This is a genomic window from Rhizobium ecuadorense, assembly GCF_001187535.1.
In the GTDB taxonomy this organism is placed as follows: domain Bacteria; phylum Pseudomonadota; class Alphaproteobacteria; order Rhizobiales; family Rhizobiaceae; genus Rhizobium; species Rhizobium ecuadorense.
Genome location: NZ_LFIO01000699.1, coordinates 1 through 271 on the forward strand (window position 1 = coordinate 1; position 271 = coordinate 271).

The 271-nt window shown below is 59.0% G+C and carries 1 pseudogene; it reads right to left on the reverse strand.

Annotation, left to right across the window (positions count from 1 at the left end):
* Window positions 1-191: pseudogene (locus tag AF337_RS40335) on the reverse strand (hypothetical protein); the annotation flags it as partial.
* Window positions 192-271: the final 80 nt, after the last annotated feature.

Genomic DNA, 271 nt, shown 5'->3' on the forward strand with positions numbered 1-271 from the left:
CAGGTCAGGATGGTCGAGGAGGCTATCTCGATGGGGCCGTCGTGATCTGGGTAGGGCTCGAAATAGGTCAGCCCGACATTCTCCAGCCCGTGCTGCAGCGTGTAAGTCGAAATGGTGCGATTGTTGGCCCGGCGCACCACAGCGTGGGGTACGCGATGGGCGGGATGGTTGGTTTCACACGCGGTGATCACCGCATTTACCCTGGTAAGATCAGGCTCTAGGCCCGAGATTGCGTCTTTCTTTGTTATGACTAGCGGGACCATGGAGCGGG